Source organism: Salinicoccus sesuvii, from assembly GCF_042648145.1.
Classification (GTDB): domain Bacteria; phylum Bacillota; class Bacilli; order Staphylococcales; family Salinicoccaceae; genus Salinicoccus; species Salinicoccus sesuvii.
This window is the reverse complement of the sequence record NZ_JBHRWV010000007.1, coordinates 152,212-176,048: the sequence shown is the minus strand read 5'-3', so window position 1 is coordinate 176,048 and position 23,837 is coordinate 152,212. Positions and strand designations below refer to the sequence as shown.

The following is a 23,837-nucleotide window of genomic DNA, read 5'->3' as shown; positions in this document are numbered from 1 at the left end:
TATGGAAATAATCCCTCTGCTTATCTTTATCGGCGGAATAATCTATACAGCAATTGCCGGACAGAAGAATAAAGAGAACAAAGAAGAGCGGAATATTGACCCAAGCAAGATGGATCGGCCAACCGGTCAATCTGCTCCAAGAAGAAGGCAGGAAGAAACGCGCGATCGTCCTAAGGGACTCTTTGATGATCTGATGGGTGAAGTCGAACGCCGCCTTTCTGGAGAAGAACAACAGACTCGCCAGGAAGCAAGCCGGCCTGCAAAGGAAACTCAGCAGAGACCTGTCGCAGAAAAGACTCAACGTCAGTCGACTCAACGTCCAATGACGGAACGCTCCTTTGGTCGTAGTCTTGAAGAAAAGGCTAAAGAAACTAATGTAGGTAGACGCGCAATGAATACTTACGATGAGAAATCCAAAGAAGTTAAGAATTCAGACTGGGCCCAAAGAACAAAAGAAGAAATACAATCTGGTGGCCGAAAATTGGATGAAACCCGTCGATCTGAAATTCAGACGAGCGGCCGAGAGTCAACAAGAAGAAAACCAGAGCCACAGAAGCCGAAACAGAAAGTGCGTAGAGAAGCCCTATCTTTCGGTCGAAAGGATATTGTCAACGGCATTATTTTCTCAGAAATCATTAATAAGCCGAAATCACGCAAATAGCGTCAGCAAATGCTGGCGTTATTTTTTTATATTTTATGATTGTTTTTGATTGTTAATGATTGACTCTGATTAAATTATGTATTATATTATGTGAGAAGAAGGTGATGAAATGCTGACCAATCAAAGACACGAGAAAATAATGGATCATCTTAATGAAAATGGAACTGCATCAGTCAGCGAACTTGTCGATATTACTTTCAGCAGTGCTCCTACAATTCGTAGAGATTTGACGCACCTCGAAGAAAAAGGTCTACTTGAACGGGTACATGGGGGCGCAGCAATCAATCATATCGAGCACGAGGAAGATTACAGAGATAAGGCAGTAAAAAACCTTTCTAAAAAGATCAAAATCGCTCAGACAGCTGCGAGTTTTATTCAAGATGGAGATATCATCTTTATAGATGCAGGCACAACAACATACGAAATGCTTCCTTTTATCTCACAAAATGATCTGACCATTGTCACTAACAGTATTACGCTGATTGAACAGCTTGTCAGAAATGGTCATAAGACACATGTCTTAGGAGGCAGGGTCAAGCCATCCACTAAAGCAGTTGTGGGACCGGAAGTGATAGATAAAATCAGCAGGCTATCGTTTGATAAATGTTTTGTTGGTGTAAACGGCATTGACACAGCACATGGTTTATCTACGCCGGAAGAAGAAGAGGCATATATTAAGAGCCGGGCCATCCGCCAATCGAGAAATGCATACGCATTAGTTGATAGTACCAAGTTCAACCGATCAGCATTCATACAATTTGCAGATATAGAAGATGCATCAATAATTACTGATGACATCAGCCACAGTTTTATGGAAAAAATTAAATCACGTACTGAAATATACGGAGGTGGAAAACAGTGATTTATACAGTAACATTCAACCCTTCGGTCGACTATGTAGTCAGGCTAGATACACTTGAAATTGGGGAACTGAACCGTACGTCAGATACAGCAAAGTATGCCGGCGGTAAGGGGATTAATGTTTCGAGAATACTGAGTGCGCTTGATGTACCCTCGACCGCCCTTGGTTTTGCAGGCGGCTTTACAGGAGAATTCATCCAGCAAACATTGAAAGATCAGAACATACAAAGTGATTTCATCACGGTAGATGGAGATACGCGCATCAATGTCAAACTGAAGACTGGTGAAGAAACTGAAATTAACGCTTCTGGGCCTTCGATTACGGACGTGGATATTGATAAGCTTAAGGCGCAATTGTCCACTATGACGTCAGAAGATCATGTCGTATTCGCGGGCAGTGTACCTTCCGGTTATGATCATCTTTATGAAGAGTTAGCCAAACTGCTGCACGATAAAGGTATTGAATTCACAATCGATGCCGAAGGGTCGAAATTGACGTCAACTTTGCAGTACGAACCCTATCTGATCAAACCGAATCAGTTTGAACTGGAAGGCATTACTGGCAGAACTCTTGGAACGACAAACGAGATGATAGATGCTGCGCATGTGCTTATTGATCAGGGTGCTAAGAACATTCTATTAACATTGGGTGAAGGTGGCGCACTTTTCATCAATCGTAATCATGAGTATTTCATTCCGTCACCGGAAGGGACACTTAAGAACTCCGTAGGGGCAGGCGATTCGACAGTGGCAGGATTTATCAGCAGAAAAGAAAGTGGTGTAGAAGAACAGCTTAAATACGCCATAGCTTGTGGCAGCGCAACAGCGTTCAGCGATGATCTTGCGACCAGAGCCGACATTGAAGTACTGCTAGATAAAATTGAAGTTCAATCAATAGAAGAGGTGAAATGATGAGAATAACAGAACTTTTAACAAAAGACACAATCAATATGAATGTCCGTGCTTCGAGCAAAGATGCAGTAATTACTGAACTTGTTGATGGACTTTTTAAAGCAGGTAAGATTTCTGAGAAGGACGGTTTTGAAGCTGCTATCCATAAAAGAGAATCGCAAAGTACAACTGGTGTCGGTGATGGTATCGCAATTCCACACGCACAAACAACAGAAGTACTCGAGCCAGCCATCATGTTCGGTAGAAGCCAAGATGGTATCGATTACGATTCAATGGATGCCCAACCAGCTTACCTGTTTTTCATGATCGCGGCACCGGAAGGACAAGCGACCACGCATCTCGACGCCCTAGCCAAACTATCTACCATCCTAATGAACGATGATGCTAGAAAACAACTGATGAATGCATCATCAAAAGAAGAAATTATAGAAACAATTGATGCATTCGATGAATCGGAGGCGACTGAGGAAGTTGACTCCGCCCCCTCCGATCGCCCGTATATCGTTGGTGTCACTGCCTGTCCGACCGGCATCGCTCACACTTATATGGCTGCCGATGCGCTGAAGAAGAAAGCGGCAGAACTCGGATATGACATCAAAGTTGAAACAAATGGTTCAGCCGGTGTCAAAAATGCACTGACCAACGAAGATATCGCACGTGCTGCAGGTGTTGTTGTTGCGGCAGACACGAATGTCCAAATGGCAAGGTTCGACGGGAAGAATGTTGTGGAATCCCCAGTTGCGGATGGTATTAAACGTCCAGCAGAACTACTCAACCAAGCACTCGATACAAAACGCGCGCCATATCGTGCATCAAAATCGAAACAGGAACTTGAAGACGGAGAACAGTCGTCCAAAGGCAAGTCTTCGATTTACAAGCACCTGATGAACGGTGTATCCAACATGCTACCATTCGTCGTTGCAGGTGGTATATTGATCGCTATCAGTTTCATGTTCGGTATTAACTCGGCAGATCCAGAAAGTGTTGAATATAATCCGATTGCCGAGATGATTAACTTTATAGGCGGTAATGCTTTCCAATTGATAATCGCCATTCTTGCTGGCTTCATCGCAATGAGTATTGCTGATAGACCCGGTCTTGCTCCAGGTATGATCGGTGGACTTATGGCTTCGACGATGGGCTCCGGATTCCTTGGTGGCCTGATTGCTGGTTTCCTCGCAGGTTATTTGATGCTCGGCATTAAGAAAGTGCTTGAAAACCTTCCACAAGCCTTTGAAGGTTTGAAGCCTGTACTGCTCTATCCGTTGATTGGCGTATTCCTGACAGGTGTCATTATGTACTACATCGTCGATCCACCAGCATCAGCATTGAACGAATGGATGAATACAACACTTAGTAACATGAGTGGAACGAATATTGTTCTGCTTGGTGCGATTGTCGGTGGTATGATGGCAATCGATATGGGTGGCCCAATCAATAAGGCAGCCTATGCATTCGGTATTGCAGCACTTTCTGCAAATAATCCCGAACCAATTACAGCTGCAATGATTGGTGGTATGGTGCCACCACTGGCTATCGCAGTTGCAACATTAGTGTTCAGAAACAAATTCACAGAAGTTGAAAGATCTTCAGGTCCGACAAATGTAATCATGGGTGCATCGTTTATCACAGAAGGTGCCATTCCATTTGCAGCAGCTGACCCGCTCAGAGTCATTCCGTCTATGGTCGTCGGTTCTGCTACAGCAGGTGCACTCGCCATGGCGTTCGCAACATCCATCAATGCACCACATGGTGGTCTGTTTGTTGCTCTGACAATCGGTGAAGGAAGAGTCATGTTCCTTGTCTCACTTCTCATTGGTACAGCCATTGCAGCACTAATGCTCGGTCTACTGAAAAAGCGTATCACTCAATAAAACCAACCCCGCATGAAATATCATGCGGGGTTTTACTGTAAACATCCATAAGTTTACTATTTTCTATAGGTAAATAGTCTGACGATGAATCCAAGTGCGGCCACGATGGTGATTGCGCCGAGTCCAACAAGAGCAAGAATCTGTCCTCTACTCGGCGTGCTATCATTCATAAGGCTAAGCAATCCTGTAATTGCAGCAATCAACACTATACCTATGAGAATATACATCACACTCTTATTTTTAGACATTGTATCCTCCTTCATCATCTCAGTGTTCCACTTTTTATCATATATCCACCTTATCATACTCAAAACATCATATAAAATGTACATGTACTCTACATATATGGGATTTAATTTAAGTAACTTTAAAAAAAGTGGACGAACTCCGACTAAGCACTGGCTATTGCCACTCTATGAATTTAAGCCCGTTTCAAAAGTGGACATCTATGATGATATTGATCTCGGCATCGACTCTCGATTCGACTCCTAATTCTCATATATATTTGACACAACGCTATAGGAAATGATCTAGGCTCAACTATGACACTAAAAGAATCAGAATATATCATTATAGTTTGACTTTTCAATATGTATTCATTAGTATTTAAAATAATCGAATAGCAATACCACTAGGGGTGCGATTTTGCTGAGACAGCCACAAGGCTGATCCCTTTGATCTGATCTGGATAATGCCAGCGTAGAGAAGTGGTTTGGTTGAATACACCATCTCTTTCTACTAAACCCACTTCCTATGCTGGAAGTGGGTTTTTAATTTATAAGAGGAGAGATTAATATGCTGAGTGAGATTTTAAAGAAAGAAACCGAACCGATGATTGAGGCCATCTATAGTGATGCGTTCATACAGGGACTGATCAGAGGAGACATTGATGATGCCGCAGTTGCACATTATCTGCGTGCAGATTCATTATACTTAGATGAGTTCGCAAAACTTTATGCGTTGCTGATATCGAAAACAGAGTCTAAAGAGACAGTCAGATTTCTGATGGGGCAAATGGCTTTTTTAATGGACGGTGAAAGCGAGGCGCATGAAGTCCTGGCACATGCGATAAACAGATCGTATGCCGATATAATAAAGGATGGGGAATGGTATCCTTCCGCAGACCATTATATAAAACATATGTATTTCAATGCTTTTACTAGAGAGCATATTGCGTACGCAATCAGTGCAATGGCGCCTTGTCCATATGTATATCGGAGAATCGCCGATATGGCCCTTGCGCGACATACATTCGAAACGGATCATCCTTATAGGAAGTGGTTTGAGTTCTACGTCAATGATATGGATGACACGATAAATGTCATGTTCGATATTATGGATGATGCCGCTAGATCCATGACCGAGAAGGAGATCGACGTACTCAAAAAGAATTATATAGAAAGCACAGAACATGAGAGACGTTTCTTTAATATGGCAGCGACAAAAGAAGAGTGGACTGGAGTGGGTACACATGCCTAAGTTTCCAATTGCATTGACCATAGCCGGCAATGATCCAACAGGCGGTGCAGGCATTTTAGCTGACAGTAAGACATTTCACGCACGCGGGGTATATGGCATGGCGGCTGTAACATCGCTGACTGCGCAGAATACTATGGGGGTCCAGGATGTCTTTAATGTTCCTGCCGAATTTCTTGAAAAGCAACTGCATAGTATTTTCTCCGATGAATTGCCACACGCGATGAAAAGTGGCATGATCGCAACAGTAGATATGATGGAAATCGTTGCACAAACTGTAAAGAATCATGATATCCCCTATGTTATCGATCCCGTCATGATTGCGACGAGTGGCGATGCACTGATAGAGGAAGCGGCAATTAATTTTCTAAGGGACACACTTATTCCCACTGCCATAAGCGTGACCCCGAACATCCATGAAGCAGAGAAGATAGCGGATAAAAAAATAGAAAGTACTGAAGATGTAAGAAGCGTCGCCAATATTTTCTTAAAAGAGCTTGGTGTTCAGAGCGTCATCATTAAAGGCGGTCACCTTGAGGGAGATGCTGTGGATTATCTATTCACGAGAGATGCTACGATGGAGCTAAGTACACCGCGTATTGAAACATCGAATACGCACGGTACAGGTTGCACGTTCTCTGCAGCAATTACAGCAGAACTTGCCAAAGGAAAGTCACTCGAAGAGAGTTTCAGTGTTGCAAAGAAATATATCAGTTCGGCAATCGAACATAATCCTGGAATTGGTAAGGGCAACGGTCCCGTAAATCATTTCAGCTATAAAGGAGAATAGCATATGAAGCGTATAGAGAAATTAAGGACAGAAAGTCCATTGGTTGTCTGCATCACCAATGATGTCGTCAAAAACTTCACTGCCAATGGTATGCTGGCTATAGGCGCATCTCCCATCATGAGTGGAGAAATATCAGAAGCGGAAGACCTGATGAATGTGGCTTCTGCACTGGTCGTCAACATCGGTACAGCAGATCATGCGAAGGTGGCATTGATGCATGGTATAATGTCAGCAGCCAACGAAAAAGGCAAACCGATCATATTCGATCCGGTCGGATACGGTGCTTCCAGTTTCCGAGTCAATACTACGGAAGATTTGCTTAGCCGTCACGAGGTTTCGCTTATTAAAGGCAACGGTGGTGAGATGCTTGCACTATCCGGTGCAAAAAGCAGTCTTAAAGGTGTTGACTCCACAGAGCAGACAGATACAGCGGAGATTGCCAAAGCGGTATATAATAGGTTCAACGTTCCTGCTCTTGTTACCGGCAAAGTTGATGCCCTTGCAACAGAGGATGGTGTAATCACTATGTTCAATGGCCATAGTCTGCAAGGAAAGATTACAGGATCAGGATGTTTGCTTGGTGCACTGACGGCTGCTTTTATTGGCATTGAAGATGATTTCAGTGCCGAAGCAGTAGTCGATGCGGTCAGTTACTACAACCTATGCGCAGAATGTGCTGCTGCCCAGATGAACCGTCCAGCACCGGGAAACTTCATAAGTCATCTGATCGACGAACTCTATCTCAGTGAGGATGCGCTCCTTTTGGACAGGAATGTCAAAGGTCTATGATGAAGCGGGAGACTCTGAGGCTCTATTTCATCTGTGGCAGCAATAATGTGGAGGGCGATCCACTGTCAGTCATTGAATCCACACTTATGCATGGAGTGACCATGTTCCAGCTGAGAGAAAAGGGAGCAGATGCACTAAAGGGTGAAGCACTCATTGATTTTGCGACAGAAATTGGATCACTCTGCAGAAAATATAATGTGCCTTTCATCGTGAATGATGATACGGTACTTGCGGAGACGGTTGGCGCCGATGGCATTCATCTTGGTCAGGATGACCAGCAGATCGCATCGTTGTCATCGTATTTCGATGATAAAATCATTGGGCTATCTGTCAGAGATCAGATTGAACTTGAACAGAGTGATGTCTCGAATGTCGATTATATCGGTACTGGGCCGGTGTTTCCGACGAATTCTAAAGACGATGCAGGCAGTACCATCGGTGTCGAAGGACTTAAAGAAATGAGAAGCAGGATCGGTGAACTGCCAATGGTGGCCATCGGTGGCATCAATTCTGAAAACTTCAGTTTGTGTCTCGAGAACGGTGCAGATGGCGTCTCTCTCATATCGGCTATCGCCGAAGCCAAAGATGTGGGCCGAACAGTAGTCAGTTTCTTGAGTTAAAAAGCAATACAAATTAGTGACGGATATTCAATTACTGCTGAACAAACACAGTCCTTTAAATGGAGTAATTACGCTCCATTTGAAGGACTTTTTATATATCAAGAGTATTACAATTTAACAAGAAAATTCCTCCAATTTCTTGCTTCACCAAACTAAAATGAGTATGAAGACAATAAAAACTAAATGATGATTTTAAAGAAACCAGGGCTACATTAGACTTCTTTAAATTTGATAAACGCTTTAAGTAGCTGATGTATATCGTAAAAAATATTAAAGTTGCATATAAACTATGAGGATAAACAATGTAGAACAAAAGAGGGGAAACGCGGATATTAATTTTATGCGATCTATTACAATATTGATGGATAAAACTGCAACTTTAGATTTTCTAACAAGCCTCATTATTTTCATCCATGAAATGTTGAGCTACATTTGTTTCAATTATATACTAACTTATATATGTTAAATTTTTCAAAATATAGATAGAGGGTGACGTATTGAATATAAAATATGGATATGAATCTTACCTTAAAACTATTGGTCAGATGAAGAGCGATACGAAAAAAGAGCAATGGTTTGAGTACTATTTAATCTACAAAGATGTCTTTGATACTATATTCAAATACTTATACATGAAACCTGTCGATTCGATGCTTGAAATTGTGGAGCACACTAACTTTAGCAAGATTACTGTGCAAGCAGATTTTGGCATACACAACAGTGAATTGTTAAGGTTAGAAGAAACTCTTAAAGCATGTAGCAATTATTACGAATTTAAAAAAATATTTAACCTCTATGTTCTTGTCGGAATTGGTCATATAGATGGCACGGCGCTACCATCTAAAACGCCTTTTATTTATCTCGGATTAGAGCGGCTTCAAGATAGAGATATAGAATTACTGATTCAACACGAATTCAATCATATGGTTAGATTCTGTGATAGTAGTGAATTTATGACTGCCACTAAACTGACAGTAGGCCAATTGGTAGTTGCGGAAGGTCTTGCAACGTTAGCTCCTCTTGCGATGAAAAACGAAATATTATCTGAAGAAGCCCTCGCAAAGGCGCTTTTTATGAAAAATATTGAATATGAAAAGTTGAAAAACAATTATAATAATATTGAGAGAAGTATTATCCGGGACTTCGATAAAGAACTCTCACCTAAACTTATGTCAAAATACTTCATGAAAAATGGGGGAGAATTTGATAGAGCCGGTTATTTTTACGGTATGACTATCATAAAGACTTTAATGGATAAAAAGAAGTCCTTACCCGAGCTGACTTACATGGATACACGTACTATAATGTACTATTTTTCTAAAAATTGAAGATAGATTTAAAATTTAAGTTTTATTTTTTGGCCGTTAAGCTTAATCATCTACGTGAATAATCGATTCAATTAAGCGTTATGTTTTGATTTAGATAGTAACGCGGCCTCTTATTACGATTGGATGTAGTTAATCAATACTAAAAGTTTGATTCTAAAATACTGCATTCGCCATAGTATAAATATTTACTGAAATTAGTTGAGACTAGGAAACTCACTTCCATAAGAGGTGAGTTTATGTATATAAATAAAATATTGATCAATCCGTAAAAATGTTTAATATTTAACATCTTTCAAATAAAAATTCAAGTGAATACATAATATATTAAGAAAATACTATTATAGTTAATTAAAAGCAAAAATATGAATAAATTATATTTATATAATCATATTGTTAAAACCTACTTCTAAAAATAGAAGTATTTAAAAAGGGGAGCAACAATATGATTTTATGGGCAATACCTTTAGGGATTGTAATTGGCATCATGTCGGGTTTTTTTGGGATTGGTGGAGGATTCATACTTACTCCTGTTTTAATGTTGATGGGCTTTTCTCCAGTTGTAGCTATCACAATTAGCTTACTTTACACCATAAGTACTTCTTTATCCGGAGCTTGGGTTCATTTTAAATTTAAAAATATATACTGGAAAGCAGTTTTATTTTTATCGATAGGTGGAGTTGCTGGGACTCAAATAGCGCGCCCAATTGTAATATGGCTTCAAAATAGAGGAATAGATGAACTTGCGATACCTATTATCTACTTAGTTTTGCTCGCATATTTTAGTATTTCGATGTTCACTAGTAAAAATAAAGATCAGGGCGATTTAAATAATAACACGCCAAGATGGATATTTTTAATGTTAGGTATAATAGGTGGTGTTGCTTCATCAACTTTGGGAGTGGGTGGAGGTTTCATTATGGTTCCGCTACTAATTACTTTAGCCAAAATCCCACCTAAATTGGCGGTAGGAACCTCTCTAGTAAGTATTACTTTTATCGTTGCTATTGGCTTCATCTCCTATGCTTCAAGTACACCAATAGATTACATACTTGCATTATATTTAATAATTGGCGCGTTGATCGGAACTCAAATTGGTCCGAGACTTACAAAAGTCTATTCTAATACCCAAATTCAACATTTATTGGGTGGGCTCTATGTAGTAACGTTCATAAGTGTATTATTCAAATTAATAAACTTAAGTCTAGTCGGATTAGTTGTTCTATTATTTTACATTGCTATGGTTTTAGTTTTGTTCATCTTTAAAATTTTTAGACAAAAGGAAAATAAGGTGGCCAATTTAAGTTAGTTTTATTTTTAGATTATTCAAAATTACTGAAAAATGGATTTAATATTAATAAATTGCTAAAAAGACTAATTAAAAGCAAAAAAATAAAAGGTCTAGAAAATATAATATGTTTATTCGTTTTAGTAAGCGCTTTCTAAAATAAGTATCTATTTTTATAAGACTGCTAAAAAACGATCTTCGTTATAAGGGATAACAATTTACAGACACCTTTAGAAGAAAAGACAAATTAAGGGGAGGCTCTATTTAACATGTTTAAAATAGACCAGGTTTCATTAAAAGAACGATTGAGTTACGGTTCAGCAGCATTTGCATCTAATTTGATTTTTGTTATGGTTTCTACTTATTTACTTTATTTCTACACTGACGTTTTTGGAATTAGTGCAGGTATTGTGGGCACTTTATTCCTGCTCGTAAGATTTCTAGACGGATTTACAGACCTAATAGCTGGATATACGATTGATAAGACGAAAACAAGGTGGGGGAAATGTAGACCTTATTTCTTATGGCTCGCGGTTCCTTTTGCTTTTGTTGGGGTGCTTGCTTTTTCAAGTCCAGACTTAAGCGAATCAGGAAAGATCGTTTTTGCTTACGTTACATACATTCTGCTTACTTTGGTTTACACGTTTATTAATCTACCCGTTTCTGCTATGCTTCCGAGTATGTCGAACAACCCTGCAGAACGACATGAAGTGACATCGATACGAATGATATTTGCTCAGGGTGGTGGATTTATTGTCTCAGTTTTCACATTGCCTCTAGTAGCTTATTTAGGTGGCGGAGATGATGAAAGAGGATTTATGCTTACTATGGCTGTCTTCGGTGTAATAGGGTGTATATTATTCTTTATTGCCTTTAAAAATACCAGAGAAAGAAATTACTACGATAGTAAAGAAGATGTTACTGTGCGTGAAGGGTTTAGAGCCTTCAATTTGCCATGGCTGATTATATTCATTGCCAAAGTATCTTTTTTCTTTATCTTTATTATTCGAAATCAAGCAACAGTGTATTATGTCAAATATGCTTTTAATAGAGAAGATCTTGTGCCGGTTATCATGGCTTTGAACTTTTTAACTATTATATCTCTCTTATTCATACCTATTATTACCAAGCGAATTGGTGGTAAAAAAACAATGCAATTGGGGATAGTTATCGCAATCATTGGCTCACTTGTCGTTTATTTAAGCTCAACGATAATGTCCATTCCACTATTGTTGATTGGAACAGGTATCAGTGGCCTAGGCATGGGACTAGTTCCGAGTCTTCTATTCTCACTTGTTGCCGATACAATTGATTACGGTGAGTGGAAATCCGGGGTACGTGCAACTGGTCTATTGTATTCAGGATCAACTTTCGCCAGTAAATTCGGAATGGGTATAGGCGGTGCTGCTGGGGCATGGTTGTTAGCACTCGGCAGTTACGACCCGAGTGCCGCAGTACAATCAAGTTCTGCTATGCTGGCGATAGAAGTTAGTTTTATATGGTTCCCGGTTGTAGCCATGGCACTCGTTTTGCTTCTGTTAAATTTCTATAAGTTAGATAAGATCCATCCACAAATTATTAAGGATCTGGCAGAGAGAAAAAATAAGGATAGCGGAGCTACAGGGACAAACGCTCTATAAAATATTTATCTTTACTTCCTAAAAAACCTTTCTATACAATTTTTAATAAGAGAGCGAGGCGTCAAAATTATGAAATCAATTGTTATACTACTTGATACGCTTACTCGTCAAAATTTGAGTATGTATAATCAAGAATCATCATTAAAAACACCTAACATTTCGAGGTTAGCTGAGAAATCAGTTATTTTTGATAACCATTGGGCAGGTTCACTTCCATGTATGCCGGCACGAAGAGACTTGATGACAGGTAGACTGGACTTCTTACAGCGAGGATGGGGCGGAATAGAGCCTTTTGATATCACTCTCACTCAAGAATTGAAAAGGAACAGTATATTCTCCCATATAGTAACAGACCACTACCATTATTTTTCTACAGGTGGAGAAAATTATTGTCAGTCATTTGGTTCATGGGATCTACATCGAGGACAAGAAGGAGACCCTTGGGTATCAAGGGTGAACACTCCTGAGTTACCCGAAAAATATTTAGGACGAGTACAAGAACAATACGAAAAGAATAGAAGTCAATTTAAAAACGAAGAAGACTACCCCGGGCCGCGCACGATGCAAGCAGCTTGCGAATGGCTGAAAAATAACGAAGATGCAGATGATTACTTTCTTATGGTAGAGGCATTCGACCCTCATGAACCTTTTGATTGCCCCGACCATTATTTAGATATGTATGATGATAATTACGATGGTCCAAGGTTTGATTGGCCTAAATATGGAGAAGTAACGGAGCAGCCGGAAGAAATGAATCATCTGAAGAAAAGATATGCTGGTACTTTGACAATGATAGATCATTGGTTAGGAAAGCTTCTAGATGAAATGGACAGACAGAATCTATGGGAAGACACGATGGTTATATTTACAACAGATCATGGTTTCCTACTTGGTGAACATGATTATGCCGGGAAGAACTTTATGCATGCGTTTAATGAAGTCTCCCACTTGCCACTGATGATACATGTACCAGGACTGGCAGAAGGAGAAAAGCGTGTTTCTGCACTAACACAAAATATAGATATAATGCCGACAATTATGGATTACTTCGGTTTACAACCACCTTCTGTGGTCCAAGGTGAAAGTTTGTTAGAACTTATTCAAGAGAAAAAAGAAGTGATTCGTAGCGAGGCAATATATGGAGTTTTCGGTATGACTGTAAACATTACGGACGGCAAATATACTTACTTGAAATCTTCAGCTAGTGAAGATAATTATCCATGTAACGTATATACAGCAATGCCAACTTCTTTCCGGACCTTCCATGGTACTAACGCTCCTGAGCAAATAGAAACTGGTCGTTTCCTCAATCATACTAACTATCCGGTGTTTAAAATTCCAGTTAGTGAAAAAGGAGTGCCTTTCAAACTAGCAATGCATGTACAGAAATCTCTTCTCTTTAATATAGAAGAAGATTACTATCAGCAAGAACCAATTACAGATGAATCGCTGATTGAACACTATAACCAACGCTTGGTAAGTAACATGAAACAGTTCGACGCACCAACAGAACAGTTTATTCGACTGGGTTTGACCCACACTTAAAAAAATGGTTAATAATTATCGATAAGAATAGAGTATTCAAAAACCTTAGAAACAAAAAGCTTGTTATGGTATAGCAAAGCTGCCCCTCTAACATACAGATGAAATAAAATGTATGTTAGAGGGGCGGTTTTTATAATTAGCCGAGAACTCGGTTTTAGGGATTTGTTTAATATATACTAGAAAATTGATTGAAGCTTAAATCTAATAGATACTCTGAAATTACTTTAGCTGTTTTCTCTTAAACATATAAGGGACGGTAGCTTCTTATTAATTTATTGAGCAGTATTCAGCTATTAATTGCTAGAGAGCAAGGGAAATTTTTAATGGGTAAGCATTGGGTACTCGATTCATAATTAACAATGTTAATCAGTTTAAAAATTCAATATTTCAAATAATAAAATATTGAATAAGAAATTCTCTTTCTTATTCCACTAGATTGTAGTAGTATATTGCTAATACCTAAAGTGATGAAGGGAAAAAGTACAAATAATGATGCATAACAGAAAACTCCGTTAGCTGAGAGGGAGGATGTTCAGTTATTTGGAAACAAGTCCTGGAACTGTATATTGGATGTCGTTTCGGTGATTGATGGTATACCGGGTTCTCCCGATACAGAGATGGAGTATATTCTATATTTACAGACGTACTCGAGAGGTTCATATGGTGATGTATGGACAAAATGAGGTGGCACCGCGATCTTCTGAATTCTGGGAGTCCCGCCCTCAAGTATCAATACTTGGGGGTGGGACTTTTTGTTTTAATCAAATCCAATTCAGGGGGCTTTTAAATGTCATCTTATTTAAGATTTAAACATGCTTTTCTGTTGTTGCTGAGTGTCGGTGTTTCGAATCTGGGTGCTTGGATCTATCTAATTGCACTTAATTTAATGGTTTTAGATATGACTGGCTCGGTCCTCGCTATCTCACTGCTTTATATAATGATGCCCATCGCAGCACTGTGTACTAACTTCTGGTCTGGCAGCTTTATTGATCGGTTGAATAAAAGAACGATAATGATTTTTCTTAATCTGATTAGAGCGTCGCTGGTGTTTTTCCTTCCTCATATGGACTCTATCATTTTCATATACGTACTTGTTTTTGTCATCAATATCGCAGTCTCTATATTTGAACCAACTTCGATGGTTTATATGACAGAACTGATACCCAAAGAAGATCGTATTAGATTCAATGCGCTGAGAAATTTTATAAATTCGAGTGGGTTCATATTGGGGCCATCAATTGCCGGCTTCCTATTTATTATCGGCTCTCCTGAGACAGCCATAAAGATTAACGCCGTTGTTCTAGTGATTTCTACGCTGTTTTTACTCTGTTTACCAAGTATAAACAGTGTGGAGGAAGATACTGAGAAGATTGGTTTTACGCAAGTGGTCAAGGACTGGGCGGCAGTGGTTACTTTTGTCAGAGCGAATTTATACACCGGATTAATGTACTTCTTTTTTAATATGATGATTGTATTTATGACAGCCTTAGATTCTTTGGAAGCAGCATTCGCAACTACAGTTCTTTTACTATCGGAGAGTCAATACGGTTTTCTTGTAAGTGTGGCAGGAATTGGCGTTATATCGGGGTCATTGACCATTGCTGCTCTAGGCAATCGTATTAGTACCCGTTTAATGATAAGCTTCGGTGCTTTTACTACACCTATCGGTTATATGATATTCGGCTATTCCCAAAATTTTATTTGGGCTGCCATCGGCTTTTTTATACTTACGTTTGCATTATCTTTTGCCAATACCGGGTTCTTAACTTTCTATCAGAATAGTGTTTCGACAAGTATTATGGGTAGATTCTTGAGTATGTTCGGTATGGTGGAAGCGCTCATGATCATCGTATTTACAGTCACCTTAGGGATGGCTGCAGATCAGTTTGATATTCGCCTTGTATATATCATTGGTACCTTCTCTTTTCTATTTTTAGGTATCATTGTAAACATTCTTGCGATGCTCAGATCAGATTACTTGAAAGAGGGCAGTTGAATATATTGTTGAAGAAGAGAGACTGTCCTTTTGACACTCACATTAGAAGTTGCTAATATGTATGTGACGTATTAAGTATAACTAATATGAGGAGGACCGATATGCTGACAGTGGATATGGATACTAAAGTGAAGTTGATACATGGCTTCTCGAATAGGACACGACTGCAGATACTTGAGTCTATAAAAATGAATGAAAAAACGGTATCTGAAATTGTGACCGATATCGGAGCTAGCCAATCGAGCATCTCACAGCACCTTTCATGTCTCAGGGACTGTGGCATCATCATCGGCAGACAACAAGGCAAGTACATATATTACGCGCTACGGAACCAACACATGCGAGATTTGCTGTCTATGTTCGATACGGTGCTTGAAGATGTTGGGGAAAATGTAGCATTGTGTGAAAATCATATAGATGGGTGTGATGTCTGATGTCTGATACATGTTGCAGTCGATCAAAAGAAAAAGTGGCAACACATAGTGGGACATGCTGCGTTACGGAAGTTGGAAAGATGACAGACCAGGTGAACGACACAAGCTCTTGTTGTGGCGACGATGGTACAGGTGACCTAGATGATGATCTTGAAGGCTGTTGCAGTAGTTCTATATCCGACAGTGAAATAACAGCCACGAAGGGTGAACAGAAAGTATATCGTATACAAGGAATGGATTGTCCCTCTTGTGCGATGACTATCGAAAAAGGCGTAAACGCTCTAAACAATATTGTCGAAGCTAAGATTAATTACAGTACTGCCAAACTGCAAGTTGTCGGTACGGATCAATATGCTTTTGACGATGTGGAGCGTACGGTTAGGAAGCTCGGTTTTGATATTGAAATGCCGCAACAGAGTGAAACTACGAGAACTTATATAGTTGAAGGTATGGACTGCAGCAGCTGTGCTAAGAGCATAGAGAATCATCTAAACAGACTTACACATGTTAGACGTGCTGAAGTGAGTTTTTCTACAGGCAAGATGAAAGTAGAACATGAAAATGCTGTTGAGGATATCACTTCGGAAGTATCAAAACTCGGCTATCATGCTTCGCTCGTCGGAGGTAGTAATTCAGGCAGTAGCAGAAAACCACGGAGTGAGTACCAGAACATCCTTATTACAGGTGCTCTAATTGCGACAGGATTTATTGGCGCTTACGTTGGTGTGCCGGAGATATTGAGCAACATCCTTTATGCTATTGCGATTGTAGTGATCGGATTTAAACCAGTCAGGAGTGCGTACTATGCTCTAAAGAGCCGTTCACTGGATATGAATGTACTCATGTCGGCAGCGGTGATCGGTGCAGTGATCATTGGTGAATGGTTTGAGGGGGCCACTGTTGTATGGCTCTTCGCACTTGGGATTGCACTGCAGAACCAATCGCTTGAACGGACGAGAAAATCGATCAGCAATCTCATGGAGCTCGCGCCCTCTGAAGCGTGGGTGAAGATTGAAGAAAAGCTTATCCAGAAATCAGTCAGTGAAATTCTTGTCGGTGAAACGATAATCATCAAACCAGGCGATAGGGTACCGCTTGATGGTGAGGTAATGAAAGGTGAGACCAGTATCAACCAGGCACCAATCACCGGAGAATCCATGCCTGTAGATAAGATTGTAGGCGATACGGTTTACGCGGGTACGATCAATGCGCACGGCTCTATTGAAGTAAAAGTGACTAAACTCGTTGAGGATACGACCATCTCAAGAATCGTCCACATGGTGGAGGAGGCTCAGGAACAACGTGCACCGACTCAAGCGTTTATTGATAAGTTTGCAAGCATCTATACACCGATTGTCTTCGCATCGGCCCTAGCTGTCATCGTCTTCCCACCGCTTATTGGGATGGGTACTTGGAGTGAATGGGTATATAAAGGACTGGCACTGCTGGTTGTTGCTTGTCCGTGCGCGCTTGTAATCTCCACACCTGTCGCCATTGTTTCGGCAATTGGTAATGCTGCGAAGAACGGTGTTCTGATTAAAGGCGGTACATTTCTTGAAAAGGCGGCGCATATCAAGGTCGTTGCTTTTGATAAGACTGGTACATTGACAGAAGGCAAACCTAAAGTGACTGGTGTCAATGCATTCTCGACCTCTGAAGAAGAATTGATTTCCATCGCCTATACGCTAGAAGACTATTCTACGCACCCAATTGGCAGAACCATTGTCGATTATGCAAAAGGTCGAGGTATTCCGGTAAAGCAAGGCGAACGTTTTAACAATATCGTCGGCAAAGGTGTAGAAGCGACAATCGAAAACCGTATATACTATGCCGGCAGCAGAAAGCTGTTTAATGAAGCAGGTGTTCCACTGGATGCTTACGAAAAAGATATAGCCGACATAGAAAATCAAGGAAAAACAGTCATCATTGTTGGTACAAAAAACGAAGTCCTTGGTGTGATTGCTGTATCAGATACAATCCGTGAGACAACCGCAAATGCACTGAGTGGATTAAAACGTGCGGGTGTCGATCAGGTAGTGATGCTCACTGGTGATAATGAAGGAACTGCAAAGCGTATAGCTTCAGAAGCTAACGTCAATCGCTATTTTGCACAACTGCTTCCGGAAGATAAGGTAAATGCGGTCAGACAACTGCAGGCAGAAGGGCACAAGGTAGCAATGGTTGGAGACGGTATTAACGATGCACCTGCATTAGCCTTGTCTGATATTGGTGTTGCCATGGGTGGTGCAGGAACAGATACAGCAATGGAGACTGCAGATATCGTTTTGATGGCTGACAATCTCGAGAAGCTGCCACATACGATGAAGTTGAGCAGAAAAGCACTGAGTATCGTCAAGCAGAACATCTGGTTCTCTCTTATCATCAAAGCAATTGCGCTAATCTTCATTTTTCCCGGTTGGCTGACACTATGGATGGCAGTATTAAGCGATACAGGGGCGGCAGTTATCGTCATTTTGAATGCACTTCGTCTGTTAAATGTAAAAGAGTAATATTGAAGGGGTATGGCTGTGTTAGTCATACCCCTTCAATATTGCATAGACATACTTGTTGTGTTGATCACGGAGCTACTTTTTCATAACTTCATTCCTCAAGTTCAAAACGCAGATTGACTGGCTCATTAGACAAATCTGCCGACATATCCATATTAGTCGTTGGTGTTTTGTCATCTACTGTTACGAATTCAAAGTCATCAACCCAGACTTTACCTTGACCGATAAGTAAAATACCAAAAGAGATAGAAACACTGCTATCGGGTACATCAAGAACTATTGAATAATGGTTCCAGTCAGTTGTAGCATGAATTGGCCGGTCATTCATATTGTCGAATTGTAGAACATCTCCGAAACCATCATCGACTCTCATCCATAGAGCACAGCGTTCCAGTACTTCTTCTGTTTTTATATAACATGAAAGCTTTAATCTTTCGCTTTTATAATTGTCGGCTTTAAACGTCTGCATCATTGTAGCGAATTCACTTCCGCCTTCTATAGACATGGATTTTAAATAGCCGGATGCGTGTCCCTGATGATAAGTATTGTAATCAAGCCCCATCTCGAAACTGTTCGGGTGTGAACCGCTTAATACCCAGCCGTTGATCGCATTTTTATTCTCCATTGATACATCCTCCTTGTGTGAAATAATACTCGTCATCATTTTTCTGTATTTTGCGGGTGGCAGTTCATAAATTTCCTTAAATGCTCTTGTGAATGATTCTTGAGATTGGAATTGAAAGTATAAAGCAATATTTAAAATATCCATTTCGGTTTCTAGCAGGAGTACTGAAGCCACTGCAATCCTTCTGTTTCTTAAATAGGTGGAAGGTGTTATTCCAACTTCAGATTTAAAGAGTCTTAGAAAGTGGTATTTGGAATATCCACAGTATGCGGAGAGTGATTCTAGTGTAAGTCTTTCATTAAGGTTTGCTTCCATGTAGCTGATGCACTCTTGAACGGTTTTGTTTCTATTCATCAAACGATCCTCCTTCATATTTCAATCATACCAATAGACATGCACGTTTTTTTGATATAGATTGCTGACTGCGACTATAGTATATTTATAAACATATTGATTAAGAGAATAATAAAAGAAATGGTTGATTGACCGATTAACCATTTAAATGGGCCGATCTTATGAAAAGGTGGGATTTTATTGAGAAGACATAATCTTAACGATGGCAGTTGGCAGTGGATTGAAATGGATTTCGGTGATCGGACAGCTATGGAAAAGCAGCTTGTCGACTATTCAGTAGATAAAGTTTGGCTTGAACAGGCAAATCAAATGGATGTAAATAACCTGCAGATGGATACGACCTATAAGGGCAAGGAAGTTCTGTGGGGCTCTCTCATATATGATCATAACTTGTCTGATTCGGACTCAGAGAAAATTTTTCATTTCTGTCTAACACGTAATTTTCTTTTGACGGACTACCTGAAATTTGAAGTATTTCATAGTATAAATACAAGTAATACAATGACCAAGATGAATCATACACATACACCCATTGAAGGGTTCATGGTCATCATCAATATCATTCTCAACAACTACCTTCAGAAAATCGATGTATTCGAAAAGAGGATCAATGATCTGCTTTGGCGGCTTGAAAAGAAAAACAATGAAGCAGTGCTAGAGCAGATTATGAACTGTCGACATCAGTTGATTGTTCTGAAAGGCCTCATCCTTCCGCTGAAAGAAATCGAACTTGGCGTCCCTGAGGCATTTGGCGAAGAGACGAAAAATGGAACCATTTTCTATAAAATGCAGCAACGTATTGATCGCGCATATACACTGGTCAGTGAATACAGCATTGAAATAGGAAATATGGCGGAGCTTGAAAGTGTCAAAGCAGATGTCAGAGGAAATGAAATTATGAAGACCTTGACGATTGTTACGGTGCTTTTCACACCGCTTATGGCCTGGAGCGCACTCTGGGGAATGAATTTCACTCATATGCCCGAGCTAGACTACAAGTACGGTTATCTATTTGCTGGACTACTTATTACTGTAAATACCATCGCAATCTATCTCTTTTTGCTCAATAAAGGGTGGATGGGCGACTTGCTGAATAGCGCGAAGAAATCAAAAAAGAAAAAAAGTAATTCAACTTACTAAATCTCCTAATTAAATTTCTGTAAGAGGGATTCTATTCTAGAAAAGGAAGTGATTGTTTGATTCGATATCCTATTTTAAAAGAGCATGCATCAATCGGAGTTACAGCGCCTTCTTCCGGTGTTCCTAAAGAACTACATAAGCTGTTGGTCGGTGCCAAAGATAGAATGGGTGAGAGAGGGTACAAATCTGTAATCGGTGACACCGCATGGACCCAGGACAAAGCCGTATCTGCGCCGGCTCAAAAACGTGCAGAAGAACTGAATGCAATGATCCGGGATGAGTCGGTGGATCTGATTATTCCACCATGGGGTGGGGAACTACTGATAGAAATCCTAGAATATATTGATTTCGAGCAGATGCCAGCCAAATGGATACTTGGCTACTCTGATGTCAGCATGTTGCTTTTAGCAGTCACGCTCAATACGGGAATTGCTACGGCACACGGAACCAATCTGATAGATCTACGTGGTGAAAGAACGGATGTAACTACGGCGATGTGGGAAGCGGTCTTATCGACCGGGGAAAAGGAGACTGTTACTCAGTATTCATCTGATATGTATCAAAAGGTATGGGATTTCGAAAATCCGACACCGCATATTTTTAATTTGAGTGAAAAGACAGAGTGGAAGACAGTGCCGAACGGAAATACAGAAGTGGCGGGGCGCCTCCTCGGCGGTTGCATTGATGTCATCCATCATTTGATTGGCACACCTTATGGAGACGTCGCTAAGTTCAGAGAATCATACATACCTGATGAACCGGTTATCTGGTACTTTGAGAATTGTGAAATGTCGACAACCGACCTTAGACGCTGCCTAGTACAGATTAAACTTGCTGGTTGGTTCGATAATGTGTCGGCCATACTGTTTGGAAGAAGCCCGGCAAATATGCCCGTTGAGAATCATAAGGTCGAGGATGTTTACGCTGCATTATCGGAAGAGCATAAGGTACCGATCATATACGATATAGATTGCGGACACCTTCCACCCCAAGTCATTCTTATCAATGGTGCTTATGCCAATATCGAAGTGAAAAAAGGCAAAGGCAAGATCGTTCAGACATTCAAGTAACTACATGAAATCGACTGACTCAGAGTATTTTAAATATATAACTTCAAAAAACGAAGGAGCAATCAATGAATAAAGACGCACAAGCCTACTGGGACGCATACTGGCAAGGACAGATACAACCGCAATCGGTGACTGCTTGGCAGTTTGGGGCGGATCCAGATTACTTAGCTCAACTTGTCGTGGACGGCATAAAAACCGCCACTTGTTCAGGACACATCTTCTACGAAGTGGAGAAAGAACCATTACCGTCGGAAGGAGAATACAGCATCGTACTCAACAGTAATGACAAACCAACTTCAATCATTAAGACGGTAGAAGTTACTGTTACGCCCATGAATGAGGTGAGTGAAACGTTTGCGATTGCAGAAGGAGAAGGGGACAGAACTTACCAATACTGGTGGGATGCGCATGAGGCTTTCTTTACAAAAGAGCTGAAAAGCATAAATCAAGAGTTCTCCCGGGATATGTTGCTGGTATGTGAACGCTTTGAAGTAATTCATGTGAAAGAAGAGTAAAGTACGCCATTTAAAATTGATGATGAAATATCGAACTGCCCCCAAAAGTTAAACACATTCAACATTGAGGGCAGTTCAATTCGTCTTATAATTTATTTTAAATACATAGCTCACTTTTTCGTAATGCATTCTATCCTCGTAAAAGCTGTGCGCCGCTTCCCTTGATAACCCAGAAGAGAGTGCCACACTGGTATAACCATTCTGCTTGGCCCATTCGTGAACAAAACGTAAAAGCTTCTCGCCATAACCTTTTGATCTTAAGTCTACATCCGTCACTAAATCGCATACCCATACAAACCTTCCGTAGTAGAGCGTGATCATCGGTTTGAAACCGACAACTGCCGCAATTCGATTATTGTTAAAAAGTGCGTACATCACATAGTTGTCCGTATCTTTTGCTTCTTTGATTAGTTCTACGTAGTCTGGTTCGTTTAAATGTGTTCTCAGTTGGTGCATCACAGGGAAAGCAAGCCTAATCTCCTCTTCAGTATCCAACTCTGCTATATGAAGATCGTTCATTCTCAACCTCCGATCATGGGGCTATTGTTGTTTTAATAAAACGATTAAACTTTTCCTCTTCTTCTATATCAGGATTGTGGTTGCTGTATTCAAAAGTAGTCAATGAGCTGTTCGGCATCAAGTCAGCGGCTTCTCGACTAAAGACGTGGGGGCATTGTGCATCGTGCCTACCTGAATAGATAAACCCCTTTACTGGTGTATTTCTTAATTCTTTGCGTACATCATAGTCACTCAATTCATCAGTAAAGAAATCGATTTTATCCATAAGCGTTCTGCCACTTTCCTTACGCTCAAGCAGTTCGTAATAAGCATTTTTTCTATATAGCGACATCATAAGCCATTCTTTCGATAATTCAATGCGTCGCTCTCTTGGCGTCTCAGATTTACGCAGCTCTGAAAATATCTCTTTCATTCTGGAATTGTTTGGATTATCCACGCAATAGATGCTAGCCGGATGCTTCATATATTCATACGATGCACAAAGTCCACCCGCAATAACCTTATCGAGCTTATCAGGATACATGACAGCATATTTCAAGGCTAGGAAACCACCAGTCGAGTGTCCGGAGAACGTCCAACTCGTATAACCGAGTGCTTCCCGTACTGCTTCTATATCATGAACCGCATCATCCATACTGTATGTATAGTGCTTTGTCGGACCATCACTCCTGCCAGCTCCTCTTAGATTGATGACATAGACAGTGTAATATTCCGCTAATGCTCGAGACATCGTATTACCATTTTCATTGAACTCACTATAAAGGTGGGTGAATGCCAGCGGTGGGCCGTATCCGCGTTTGAACACTTCTAAGTTCCCTCTCGATGTTTCAATCAATTGTGGTTCGAACACCTGTATCCCTCCTTTAAAATTATTTCTAGTGTCAAAAAATTCA

The 23,837-nt window shown here is 40.4% G+C and carries 23 protein-coding genes, 1 riboswitch and 1 other annotated feature; of the genes, 19 read left to right on the top strand and 4 right to left on the bottom strand.

Annotated elements, in window-relative coordinates:
- The first annotated feature begins 1 nt into the window (after window position 1).
- The 4 genes from ACFOJ8_RS06660 to ACFOJ8_RS06645 all read left to right on the top strand — a co-directional run bounded on the left by ACFOJ8_RS06660 (window position 2) and on the right by ACFOJ8_RS06645 (window position 4,308).
- The gene (locus ACFOJ8_RS06660) at window positions 2–661 is read left to right on the top strand and encodes a hypothetical protein (RefSeq protein ID WP_380654313.1); all 660 of its coding nucleotides are present in this window, start codon (window positions 2–4) and stop codon (window positions 659–661) included.
- 109 nt (window positions 662–770) lie between these two features.
- Window positions 771–1,523, top strand: coding sequence for a DeoR/GlpR family DNA-binding transcription regulator (locus ACFOJ8_RS06655; RefSeq protein ID WP_380654311.1), 753 nt, complete (start codon window positions 771–773; stop codon window positions 1,521–1,523).
- The gene (pfkB, locus tag ACFOJ8_RS06650) at window positions 1,520–2,434 is read left to right on the top strand and encodes a 1-phosphofructokinase (protein ID WP_380654309.1); all 915 of its coding nucleotides are present in this window, start codon (window positions 1,520–1,522) and stop codon (window positions 2,432–2,434) included. Before ACFOJ8_RS06655 ends, pfkB begins: the two co-directional genes overlap by 4 nt.
- Window positions 2,434–4,308, top strand: a complete 1,875-nt coding sequence (locus tag ACFOJ8_RS06645) for a PTS fructose transporter subunit IIABC (RefSeq protein ID WP_380654307.1) — start codon at window positions 2,434–2,436, stop codon at window positions 4,306–4,308. The genes pfkB and ACFOJ8_RS06645 overlap by 1 nt, the downstream gene beginning before the upstream one ends.
- 56 nt (window positions 4,309–4,364) lie before the next feature.
- Here ACFOJ8_RS06645 and ACFOJ8_RS06640 read toward each other — a convergent pair whose 3' ends face one another.
- Complete coding sequence (locus tag ACFOJ8_RS06640) at window positions 4,365–4,556, bottom strand: hypothetical protein (RefSeq protein ID WP_380654305.1); 192 nt, start codon at window positions 4,554–4,556, stop codon at window positions 4,365–4,367.
- 97 nt (window positions 4,557–4,653) lie between these two features.
- Between ACFOJ8_RS06640 and ACFOJ8_RS06635 the strand changes: the two genes are divergently transcribed.
- From ACFOJ8_RS06635 to ACFOJ8_RS06580, 12 genes are all read left to right on the top strand, one after another.
- On the top strand, window positions 4,654–4,800 hold the full coding sequence (locus tag ACFOJ8_RS06635) for a hypothetical protein (protein WP_380659905.1): 147 nt from the start codon (window positions 4,654–4,656) through the stop codon (window positions 4,798–4,800).
- A gap of 131 nt (window positions 4,801–4,931) precedes the next feature.
- Window positions 4,932–5,031: riboswitch (TPP riboswitch) on the top strand.
- 72 nt (window positions 5,032–5,103) lie between these two features.
- A complete protein-coding gene (tenA, locus tag ACFOJ8_RS06630) occupies window positions 5,104–5,787 on the top strand; it encodes a thiaminase II (RefSeq protein ID WP_380654303.1) in 684 nt (227 codons plus the stop codon).
- On the top strand, window positions 5,780–6,574 hold the full coding sequence (gene thiD / locus ACFOJ8_RS06625; protein ID WP_380654301.1) for a bifunctional hydroxymethylpyrimidine kinase/phosphomethylpyrimidine kinase: 795 nt from the start codon (window positions 5,780–5,782) through the stop codon (window positions 6,572–6,574). The genes tenA and thiD overlap by 8 nt, the downstream gene beginning before the upstream one ends.
- 3 nt (window positions 6,575–6,577) lie before the next feature.
- A complete protein-coding gene (gene thiM / locus ACFOJ8_RS06620) occupies window positions 6,578–7,363 on the top strand; it encodes a hydroxyethylthiazole kinase (RefSeq protein ID WP_380654299.1) in 786 nt (261 codons plus the stop codon).
- Window positions 7,360–7,983 carry a thiamine phosphate synthase gene (gene thiE, locus ACFOJ8_RS06615; RefSeq protein ID WP_380659904.1) on the top strand — a complete coding sequence of 208 codons (624 nt, stop codon included), beginning with the start codon at window positions 7,360–7,362 and terminating at the stop codon, window positions 7,981–7,983. Before thiM ends, thiE begins: the two co-directional genes overlap by 4 nt.
- 497 nt (window positions 7,984–8,480) lie before the next feature.
- Window positions 8,481–9,311 (top strand): DUF2268 domain-containing putative Zn-dependent protease, encoded by an 831-nt coding sequence (locus ACFOJ8_RS06610; RefSeq protein ID WP_380654294.1) that lies wholly within the window; start codon window positions 8,481–8,483, stop codon window positions 9,309–9,311.
- 442 nt (window positions 9,312–9,753) lie between these two features.
- Complete coding sequence (locus tag ACFOJ8_RS06605) at window positions 9,754–10,617, top strand: sulfite exporter TauE/SafE family protein (protein WP_380654292.1); 864 nt, start codon at window positions 9,754–9,756, stop codon at window positions 10,615–10,617.
- A gap of 248 nt (window positions 10,618–10,865) precedes the next feature.
- On the top strand, window positions 10,866–12,236 hold the full coding sequence (locus tag ACFOJ8_RS06600; RefSeq protein WP_380654289.1) for a glycoside-pentoside-hexuronide (GPH):cation symporter: 1,371 nt from the start codon (window positions 10,866–10,868) through the stop codon (window positions 12,234–12,236).
- 69 nt (window positions 12,237–12,305) lie between these two features.
- A complete protein-coding gene (locus ACFOJ8_RS06595) occupies window positions 12,306–13,781 on the top strand; it encodes a sulfatase (RefSeq protein WP_380654286.1) in 1,476 nt (491 codons plus the stop codon).
- A 458-nt stretch (window positions 13,782–14,239) separates the two neighbouring features.
- Window positions 14,240–14,508, top strand: a binding site (T-box leader).
- Between the two features lie 60 nt (window positions 14,509–14,568).
- Complete coding sequence (locus ACFOJ8_RS06590) at window positions 14,569–15,777, top strand: MFS transporter (RefSeq protein ID WP_380654283.1); 1,209 nt, start codon at window positions 14,569–14,571, stop codon at window positions 15,775–15,777.
- A gap of 101 nt (window positions 15,778–15,878) precedes the next feature.
- Window positions 15,879–16,211, top strand: a complete 333-nt coding sequence (locus ACFOJ8_RS06585; RefSeq protein WP_380654280.1) for an ArsR/SmtB family transcription factor — start codon at window positions 15,879–15,881, stop codon at window positions 16,209–16,211.
- Window positions 16,211–18,721, top strand: a complete 2,511-nt coding sequence (locus ACFOJ8_RS06580; protein WP_380654277.1) for a heavy metal translocating P-type ATPase — start codon at window positions 16,211–16,213, stop codon at window positions 18,719–18,721. Before ACFOJ8_RS06585 ends, ACFOJ8_RS06580 begins: the two co-directional genes overlap by 1 nt.
- A gap of 91 nt (window positions 18,722–18,812) precedes the next feature.
- Here ACFOJ8_RS06580 and ACFOJ8_RS06575 read toward each other — a convergent pair whose 3' ends face one another.
- Window positions 18,813–19,700, bottom strand: coding sequence for a helix-turn-helix transcriptional regulator (locus ACFOJ8_RS06575; RefSeq protein WP_380654274.1), 888 nt, complete (start codon window positions 19,698–19,700; stop codon window positions 18,813–18,815).
- A gap of 180 nt (window positions 19,701–19,880) precedes the next feature.
- Here ACFOJ8_RS06575 and ACFOJ8_RS06570 point away from each other — a divergent pair, with 180 nt between their 5' ends.
- From ACFOJ8_RS06570 to ACFOJ8_RS06560, 3 genes are all read left to right on the top strand, one after another.
- On the top strand, window positions 19,881–20,840 hold the full coding sequence (locus ACFOJ8_RS06570) for a magnesium transporter CorA family protein (protein ID WP_380654271.1): 960 nt from the start codon (window positions 19,881–19,883) through the stop codon (window positions 20,838–20,840).
- Window positions 20,841–20,896: 56 nt separating this feature from the next.
- The gene (locus tag ACFOJ8_RS06565; RefSeq protein WP_380654269.1) at window positions 20,897–21,910 is read left to right on the top strand and encodes a S66 family peptidase; all 1,014 of its coding nucleotides are present in this window, start codon (window positions 20,897–20,899) and stop codon (window positions 21,908–21,910) included.
- Between the two features lie 65 nt (window positions 21,911–21,975).
- Window positions 21,976–22,425, top strand: coding sequence for an ASCH domain-containing protein (locus ACFOJ8_RS06560; protein ID WP_380654267.1), 450 nt, complete (start codon window positions 21,976–21,978; stop codon window positions 22,423–22,425).
- Window positions 22,426–22,500: 75 nt separating this feature from the next.
- Here ACFOJ8_RS06560 and ACFOJ8_RS06555 read toward each other — a convergent pair whose 3' ends face one another.
- Entirely contained in the window at window positions 22,501–22,944 is a 444-nt protein-coding gene (locus tag ACFOJ8_RS06555; protein WP_380654265.1) for a GNAT family N-acetyltransferase, read from the bottom strand.
- A 13-nt stretch (window positions 22,945–22,957) separates the two neighbouring features.
- On the bottom strand, window positions 22,958–23,794 hold the full coding sequence (locus tag ACFOJ8_RS06550) for an alpha/beta fold hydrolase (protein WP_380654262.1): 837 nt from the start codon (window positions 23,792–23,794) through the stop codon (window positions 22,958–22,960).
- Window positions 23,795–23,837: the final 43 nt, after the last annotated feature.

Coding starts and splice junctions, on each gene's coding strand:
- ACFOJ8_RS06655 (WP_380654311.1), top strand. CDS start 771: ATGCTGACCAATCAAAGACACGAGAAAATAATGGATCATCTTAATGAA.
- ACFOJ8_RS06580 (WP_380654277.1), top strand. CDS start 16,211: ATGTCTGATACATGTTGCAGTCGATCAAAAGAAAAAGTGGCAACACAT.
- thiM (WP_380654299.1), top strand. CDS start 6,578: ATGAAGCGTATAGAGAAATTAAGGACAGAAAGTCCATTGGTTGTCTGC.
- ACFOJ8_RS06595 (WP_380654286.1), top strand. CDS start 12,306: ATGAAATCAATTGTTATACTACTTGATACGCTTACTCGTCAAAATTTG.
- tenA (WP_380654303.1), top strand. CDS start 5,104: ATGCTGAGTGAGATTTTAAAGAAAGAAACCGAACCGATGATTGAGGCC.
- ACFOJ8_RS06645 (WP_380654307.1), top strand. CDS start 2,434: ATGAGAATAACAGAACTTTTAACAAAAGACACAATCAATATGAATGTC.
- ACFOJ8_RS06635 (WP_380659905.1), top strand. CDS start 4,654: ATGGGATTTAATTTAAGTAACTTTAAAAAAAGTGGACGAACTCCGACT.
- ACFOJ8_RS06605 (WP_380654292.1), top strand. CDS start 9,754: ATGATTTTATGGGCAATACCTTTAGGGATTGTAATTGGCATCATGTCG.
- ACFOJ8_RS06660 (WP_380654313.1), top strand. CDS start 2: ATGGAAATAATCCCTCTGCTTATCTTTATCGGCGGAATAATCTATACA.
- thiD (WP_380654301.1), top strand. CDS start 5,780: ATGCCTAAGTTTCCAATTGCATTGACCATAGCCGGCAATGATCCAACA.
- ACFOJ8_RS06555 (WP_380654265.1), bottom strand. CDS start 22,944: ATGAACGATCTTCATATAGCAGAGTTGGATACTGAAGAGGAGATTAGG.
- ACFOJ8_RS06585 (WP_380654280.1), top strand. CDS start 15,879: ATGCTGACAGTGGATATGGATACTAAAGTGAAGTTGATACATGGCTTC.
- ACFOJ8_RS06560 (WP_380654267.1), top strand. CDS start 21,976: ATGAATAAAGACGCACAAGCCTACTGGGACGCATACTGGCAAGGACAG.
- ACFOJ8_RS06590 (WP_380654283.1), top strand. CDS start 14,569: ATGTCATCTTATTTAAGATTTAAACATGCTTTTCTGTTGTTGCTGAGT.
- ACFOJ8_RS06575 (WP_380654274.1), bottom strand. CDS start 19,700: ATGAATAGAAACAAAACCGTTCAAGAGTGCATCAGCTACATGGAAGCA.
- ACFOJ8_RS06640 (WP_380654305.1), bottom strand. CDS start 4,556: ATGTCTAAAAATAAGAGTGTGATGTATATTCTCATAGGTATAGTGTTG.
- thiE (WP_380659904.1), top strand. CDS start 7,360: ATGATGAAGCGGGAGACTCTGAGGCTCTATTTCATCTGTGGCAGCAAT.
- ACFOJ8_RS06600 (WP_380654289.1), top strand. CDS start 10,866: ATGTTTAAAATAGACCAGGTTTCATTAAAAGAACGATTGAGTTACGGT.